Raw genomic sequence first — 6,344 nt, forward strand, 5'->3', positions numbered from 1 at the left:
GGCGCTCGAGCGCGGCGTCCTTCTCGAAGTGCTTGCGGTACTCGTCGAGCGTGGTGGCGCCGATGGTCTGCAGCTCGCCGCGGGCCAGCAGCGGCTTGAGGATGCTGGCGGCGTCGATCGCGCCCTCCGCGGCACCCGCACCGACCAGCGTGTGGATCTCGTCGATGAAGGTGATGATGTCGCCGCGGGTGCGGATCTCCTTGGTGACCTTCTTCAGGCGCTCCTCGAAGTCTCCGCGGTAGCGCGATCCGGCGATGAGGGAGCCGAGGTCGAGCGTGTAGAGCTGCTTGTCCTTCAGCGTCTCGGGCACGTCGCCGCGCACGATCGCCTGGGCGAGGCCCTCCACGACGGCGGTCTTGCCGACGCCGGGCTCGCCGATCAGCACCGGGTTGTTCTTGGAGCGGCGCGACAGGATCTGCATGACGCGCTCGATCTCCTTCTCGCGCCCGATGACCGGGTCGAGCTTGTTGTCGCGCGCGGCCTGCGTCAGGTTGCGGCCGAACTGGTCGAGGATCTGGCTACCGGCCTGCGCGGTCTGCTGATCGTTGCCGCCGACCTGTACCTGCTCCTTGCCCTGGTAACCCGAGAGGAGCTGGATGACCTGCTGGCGGACGCGGTTGAGATCGGCGCCCAGCTTGACGAGCACCTGGGCGGCGACGCCCTCGCCCTCGCGGATGAGGCCGAGGAGGATGTGCTCGGTGCCGATGTAGTTGTGGCCGAGCTGGAGGGCCTCGCGCAGGCTGAGCTCGAGGACCTTCTTGGCGCGCGGCGTGAAGGGGATGTGGCCGGTCGGCTGCTGCTGGCCCTGGCCGATGATGTCCTGGACCTGCTCGCGGACGGCGTCCAGCGAGATGCCGAGCGACTCGAGCGCCTTGGCGGCGACGCCCTCACCCTCGTGGATCAGGCCGAGCAGGATGTGCTCCGTCCCGATGTAGTTGTGGTTGAGCATCTTGGCCTCTTCTTGGGCCAGGACGACGACGCGTCGAGCGCGGTCGGTGAATCTCTCGAACATCTCTACTCCTCTCGACGCCGTTGCAGGGTCGGCATCGATACAAAGAGAGTAACCGCGGCCTCCCGGGCTGCGGAGGCATGTTCGCTGGAGGCTGAGCGCGCGTCGTCCGGGTCGGCGGGCCGGGCCGGTCAGCCGCGCAGCGCCGGGATGGTGAGGGTGGTGTCCGGCAGCTGGACGGTCACGTCGGAGGTCGTGGTGACGCCGCTCGGCGTCGCGAAGACGGTGGTGTGCGGCACCAGGTCGTGCGTGCAGACGCCGCCCGACGCGGGCGAGAGCGTGGCCTCCAGCCGGTTGTCGGAGACCACCTTGACCGACTGCACGGTGGGCGGGCAGGTGGAGCTGCCGTAGAGCACGATGCCGAACTGCTTCCCGCCCTGCATCCAGGTCGCCCAGGAGGCGCCACCCGCGCTGCTGGACGGAGCCTCGACGCCCTTAGGTTCACCCGCGTAGTCGCTTTCGGGCTTCACCTGGCCGCTCGAGCAACCGGCGAGCAGCAGCGCCGCAGCCGCGACGGCGACGATGGCGGTCAGAGGGCGCGCGGCTCGGGTCACGCGCTCATTCTAGATGCGCCCGGTGGCCGGTCGCAGCGCACGCTCAGGAGCCTAGGATGCCGCTATGAGCAACCTCGAACGTGACCCGGTGGAGGTCCTGGTCGGCGACGACACGGTGGTCGCCGACGCCCGGGTGGAGATTCTCGAGCCGAGGGAGGTGCCGCTCGGCGGACCTCGTGCGATGACCGTGCGACGCACCCTCCCGCAGCGCCGCCGCTCGCTCATCGGCGGCTGGTGCTTCGTCGACCACTACGGCCCCGACGACGTGTCGGAGACCGGCGGGATGCAGGTGCCGCCGCATCCGCACACCGGCCTCCAGACCGTGAGCTGGCTGTTCGAGGGCGAGATCGACCACCGCGACAGCGTCGGCAGTCACGCACTGGTGCGGCCGGGCGAGCTCAACCTGATGACCGCGGGCCGCGGCATCAGCCACTCGGAGGTGTCGACGCCGCAGACGCGCCGCCTGCACGGCGTGCAGCTGTGGGTGGCGCTTCCGAGCGCCTCCCGGGACGTCGAGCCGTTCTTCGAGCATCATGTCCCGGTGCCGACGAGCCTCGGGGAGACGACCGTGCGGACGTTCGTCGGCTCCCTCGCGGGCGGCGGTACTACGGCGACGGTGTTCTCGGCGCTCGTCGGCGCAGAGCTGCTCGTGCCCGCGGGGACGAGCGTGACGGTGCCGCTGGATCCCCGCTTCGAGCACGGCGTGCTCGTCGACGCGGGCGAGGTCACGGTGGCCGGGGACGCGGTGCCGATCGCGCACCTCGCATACCTGTGCCCGGGCCGCGACGCGGTGGACGTGGTGGCCGGCGGGGACGGCCCGGCCCGCCTCCTGCTGCTCGGCGGCGAACCGCTCGGCGAGGAGATCGTGATGTGGTGGAACTTCATCGGCCGCAGCCACGAGGACGTCGTCGCGGCGCGGGCCGAATGGCAGCGCGACGTGATCGACGGCGAAGATCCGGACGGCCGGTTCGGCACGGTCCGGGGGTTCGACGGGTCGGCTCTGCCGGCGCCGGCCCTCCCGACCGTGCGGCTGAAGCCTCGCGGGTAACGGAGGACATCGCCCCCGGCGCGCCGGTCGGAGTCAACCGACGGAGGAGTCGCGCCGTCGCGCGCGCAGAATCTCCTCCGTTGCCCGCGTCGGACGGTTACTGCAAGGCCGAGGTGAGCCGTGCGAGGTTGTCGAGCACGGTCGAGCGGAGCGGCTGCTTCATCCACTCCTCCAGGGTGAGCTCGCGGCTGTCGCGCCGGTAGCCGTCCTCCACCTTGCGCATCTCGTCGACGAACGAGCGTCCGCGCACCATCAGCGACACCTCCATGTTGAGCAGGAACGAGCGCATGTCCATGTTGCTCGACCCGATCACGGCGACGTCGTCGTCGATGGTGAAGTGCTTGGCATGGAGGATGTACGGCGCCTTGTACATCCAGATGCGCACGCCCGCGCGCAGCAGCGCCTCGTAGTAGGAGCGCTGGGCGTGGTAGACGAGCGCCTGGTCGCCGATCTCGGAGACGAACAGCTCGACGGCGATGCCGCGCTGGGTGGCGGTCGTGATCGCGGTGAGCATCGCCTCGTCCGGCACGAAGTACGGCGACGTGATGACGATGCGCTCCTGGGCGTAGTACAGCAGCGCGAGGAACAGCCGGAGGTTGTTCTCGCCCGCGAACCCGGGGCCGGAGGGCACGACCTGGGCGTCCAGCTCCTCCGGGTCGATGTCGTCGGTGATCGGCTCCGTCTCGCGGCGGAGCAGCTCGTCGGTCTCGCTGTACCAGTCGGTGATGAAGATGGCGTTCAGACCGGCGACGATCGGGCCTTCGAGGCGCACGATGAGCTCTTTCCACTTGAGCCCGCGCCTGATGTTCGACTTCTTGTTGTAGCTGCGGTCGATCACGTTCTGCGACCCCATGAACCCCACGCGGCCGTCCACGATCAGCAGCTTGCGGTGATTGCGCAGGTCGGGTCGCTGATACCGGCCCTTGAAAGGCTGCACAGGGAGCATCAGGTGCCATTTGGCGCCCATCGCGGTGAGGCGTTCGATCGTGGCCTTGTAGTCGGGGGTGCGCAGCGAGGCGATGTGGTCGAGCAGAACGCGCACGACGACGCCGCGCTTCACCGCGGCCTCCATGGCCTCGAAGAAAGGAGTCGTCGTCTTGTCGAGCGTGAGGATGTAGAACTCGATGTGCACATAGCGCTTCGCCTCGCCGATCGCCGCCGTCATCGCCGCGAGCGACTCCTCATAGTGCCCGTTGAGCTGCGCACGGTTGCCGCCGACGAGCGGCATCGCGCCCAGGTTGCGGTTGAGCTCGACCACCGACTCGAGCCACGGAGGCCACGGGTGGTCGCGCCGGACCCGCTCGATGCCCTCGGTGCTGTCGATGATGAAGCGGTTGATCTCGTCCTGCTTCTCGCGCCGCTTCTTGGGGAGCTTGTAACTGCCGATCAGCAGGAAGAACAGCACACCGATGTACGGGATGAGGAAGATCGCGAGCAGCCACGCCGTCGCCGAGGTGGGTTTGCGGTTGCGCGGAACGACGATGATCGCGATGACGCGGATGACGAAGTCCACGAGCAGCAGGACCACGACGATCGTCGTGGTCAGGAAACCCGCGCTCATTCAGGCCCCCTCCGGCGTCGCGGCGTCGAGGACCGGGATGAGTGCCCTCTCACGCCTACCGTAGCGGGCGTCAGCCCTTGGGAGCGAGACCGCGGCGGGCGCGCTCCTCGGCCTCCATGCGGGAGTAGACCTTGCGCTCGGTGCGGTCGGCGCGAACGATCGCGCGCATGATCAGCCAGAACAGCAGGCCGACGAGCACGGTCGGGGCGAGCGCCCAGGTGATTCCACCGATGATGTCTCCCATAGCGGGATAATGGTACCTCCCGCACATGTACGTTCCGACCCACCTCTGGCCGACCCACCTCTGGAGCAGCGCCACGCCTCCCGTCCTCGTCTTCCTCTCCACCTGGTCGTTCGACCCGGCGGCCGCGATCGTGCTCGTCGCCGCGGCCGCTCTCTACCTCGGCGGGGTGCTGTCGCTGCGCCGCCGCGGCCACCACTGGCCCGCGCGCCTGACGGCGATGTACCTCCTGCTCGGCCTCGGCTCGTACGCGTTCATCTCCTTCGGATTCCTCGGCGCCGAGAGCCACGAGCTGCGGTGGGCGTTCACGACCCGCATCGCGCTGCTGCTCTTCGTCGTGCCCGGCCTGGTGAGTCTCGGGAGGCCGATCGCCCTCGCGCGCGCGGCTCTCGGCGCCACCGGTCAGGCGCGAACCGACCGGTTCCTGCAGTCACGGCCTGCCCGGCTGTTCGGCAACGCCATCTTCGCGACCGTCTTCGCCTGCGTGGCGTTCATGATCTTCCTCACGCCGGTCGCCGCCGTGCTGCGCGACAACCCGTGGTCGGAGTGGACGATCTCGGTGCTGGTGCCGATCGCCGGCCTGCTCATGGTGCTGCCGATCGCCGCGAACTCGGTGCTGCACACGAGCTTCTTCATCACGGTGGAGTTCCTGCTCGCGTTCGTCGCGATGGTACTCGACGCGATCCCGGGACTGCTGCTGCGGCTGAACGACGCCATCCTGGACCACGCGCCGAGAGTCGTCGGACAGTTGCCTCCGTGGTTCCCCAGCGCGCTGCACGACCAGCACCTGTCGGGTGACTTCCTCTGGTTCATCGCGGAGGTCGCCGATGTGCCGGTGCTCGTGCTGCTGTTCGTGCGCTGGATGCGGCTCGACCGCCGCGAGGGCCAGAAGCTCGACGAACTGAGCGACGAGGAGATGGAGGCGCTCACGCAAGCGCACCTCCGCCAGCACGGCTGAGCGCCCGGCGCCCGCGCCCGAACGGCCACCGAAGGGCACCCGAAGGGCACCCGAAGGGCGCCTTAACGCCCCTAAAAGGCCGTTTTAGGGGCACTAAGGCGCCCCTCGGGCGCCCCTCGCAGGGCGCGGGCGCCCCTCGGGCGCCCCTCGCAGAGCGCGGGCGCCCCTCGGGCGCCCCTCGCGGGGGGCGGGCGCCTGCGGGAGGGGGGCTACTTCACGAGCGGGAAGAGGATGGTTTCGCGGATGCCGAGGCCGGTGAGGGCCATCAGGAGGCGGTCGATGCCCATGCCCATGCCCCCGGTCGGCGGCATGCCGAACTCGAGCGCGCGCAGGAACTCCTCGTCGAGGCGCATGGCCTCGTCGTCGCCGGCGGCCGCCAGGCGGGCCTGCTCGATGAAGCGCTCGCGCTGCACCACCGGGTCGACCAGCTCGGAGTAGCCGGTCGCCAGCTCGAAGCCGCGCGTGTAGAGATCCCACTTCTCGACGACGCCGTCGCGCGAGCGGTGGGCGCGCACCAGCGGGCTCGTGTCGACCGGGAAGTCCATCACGAACGTCGGGCGCACCAGCCCCGACTTCACGTGGTGCTCCCACAGCTCCTCGACGTACTTGCCCGGAAGCGGGTGCGGCACCTCGATCTCCGCCTCGGCGGCGAGCTCGCGCAGGCGGGACATCGGCGTCTGCGGCGTGATCTCCTCGCCGATGGCCTCCGACAGGCTGTCGTACATGCGGATGCGGTCCCACTGCCCGCCGAGGTCGTATTCGGTGCCGTCGGCCCAGGTGACCACGTGCGAGCCGGAAATGGCCTCGGCCGCATCCTGGATGAGCTGCTGCGTCAGGTCGGCGATGGAGTTGTAGTCGCCGTAGGCCTGGTAGGCCTCCAGCATCGCGAACTCGGGCGAGTGCGTCGAGTCGGCGCCTTCGTTGCGGAAGTTGCGGTTGATCTCGAACACCCGGTCGATGCCGCCGACGACGG

General features: G+C 69.4%; 7 protein-coding genes. 2 read left to right on the forward strand and 5 right to left on the reverse strand.

The window, feature by feature from the left end; translation table 11 throughout:
* Nucleotides 1–1,012 (reverse strand): Clp protease N-terminal domain-containing protein (locus Q0Q23_RS19450; protein ID WP_295128267.1); only part of this gene is annotated, 1,012 nt, incomplete at its 3' end.
* 128 nt (nucleotides 1,013–1,140) lie between these two features.
* A complete protein-coding gene (locus tag Q0Q23_RS19455) occupies nucleotides 1,141–1,563 on the reverse strand; it encodes a hypothetical protein (protein WP_295128270.1) in 423 nt (140 codons plus the stop codon).
* A 64-nt stretch (nucleotides 1,564–1,627) separates the two neighbouring features.
* Here Q0Q23_RS19455 and Q0Q23_RS19460 point away from each other — a divergent pair, with 64 nt between their 5' ends.
* Nucleotides 1,628–2,611 carry a pirin family protein gene (locus Q0Q23_RS19460; protein WP_295128272.1) on the forward strand — a complete coding sequence of 328 codons (984 nt, stop codon included), beginning with the start codon at nucleotides 1,628–1,630 and terminating at the stop codon, nucleotides 2,609–2,611.
* 97 nt (nucleotides 2,612–2,708) lie between these two features.
* Here Q0Q23_RS19460 and cls read toward each other — a convergent pair whose 3' ends face one another.
* The gene (gene cls, locus Q0Q23_RS19465) at nucleotides 2,709–4,172 is read right to left on the reverse strand and encodes a cardiolipin synthase (RefSeq protein ID WP_295128275.1); all 1,464 of its coding nucleotides are present in this window, start codon (nucleotides 4,170–4,172) and stop codon (nucleotides 2,709–2,711) included.
* A gap of 70 nt (nucleotides 4,173–4,242) precedes the next feature.
* The gene (locus Q0Q23_RS19470) at nucleotides 4,243–4,416 is read right to left on the reverse strand and encodes a hypothetical protein (RefSeq protein WP_295128282.1); all 174 of its coding nucleotides are present in this window, start codon (nucleotides 4,414–4,416) and stop codon (nucleotides 4,243–4,245) included.
* Between the two features lie 25 nt (nucleotides 4,417–4,441).
* Between Q0Q23_RS19470 and Q0Q23_RS19475 the strand changes: the two genes are divergently transcribed.
* A complete protein-coding gene (locus Q0Q23_RS19475; RefSeq protein WP_295128285.1) occupies nucleotides 4,442–5,371 on the forward strand; it encodes a cytochrome c oxidase assembly protein in 930 nt (309 codons plus the stop codon).
* A 209-nt stretch (nucleotides 5,372–5,580) separates the two neighbouring features.
* On the opposite strand, the gene Q0Q23_RS19480 is transcribed toward Q0Q23_RS19475, so the two are convergent.
* Nucleotides 5,581–6,344, reverse strand: a 764-nt coding sequence (locus Q0Q23_RS19480) for an amino acid--tRNA ligase-related protein (RefSeq protein ID WP_295128288.1), incomplete at its 5' end; no start/stop codon positions are given.

This window comes from uncultured Leifsonia sp. (genome assembly GCF_945957465.1).
Lineage (GTDB): Bacteria > Actinomycetota > Actinomycetes > Actinomycetales > Microbacteriaceae > Leifsonia.

What these genes read in the sequence shown, in the direction of transcription:
- Q0Q23_RS19475 (WP_295128285.1), top strand. Translation starts at nt 4,442, where the DNA reads ATGTACGTTCCGACCCACCTCTGGCCGACCCACCTCTGGAGCAGCGCC.
- cls (WP_295128275.1), bottom strand. Translation starts at nt 4,172, where the DNA reads ATGAGCGCGGGTTTCCTGACCACGACGATCGTCGTGGTCCTGCTGCTC.
- Q0Q23_RS19470 (WP_295128282.1), bottom strand. Translation starts at nt 4,416, where the DNA reads ATGGGAGACATCATCGGTGGAATCACCTGGGCGCTCGCCCCGACCGTG.
- Q0Q23_RS19460 (WP_295128272.1), top strand. Translation starts at nt 1,628, where the DNA reads ATGAGCAACCTCGAACGTGACCCGGTGGAGGTCCTGGTCGGCGACGAC.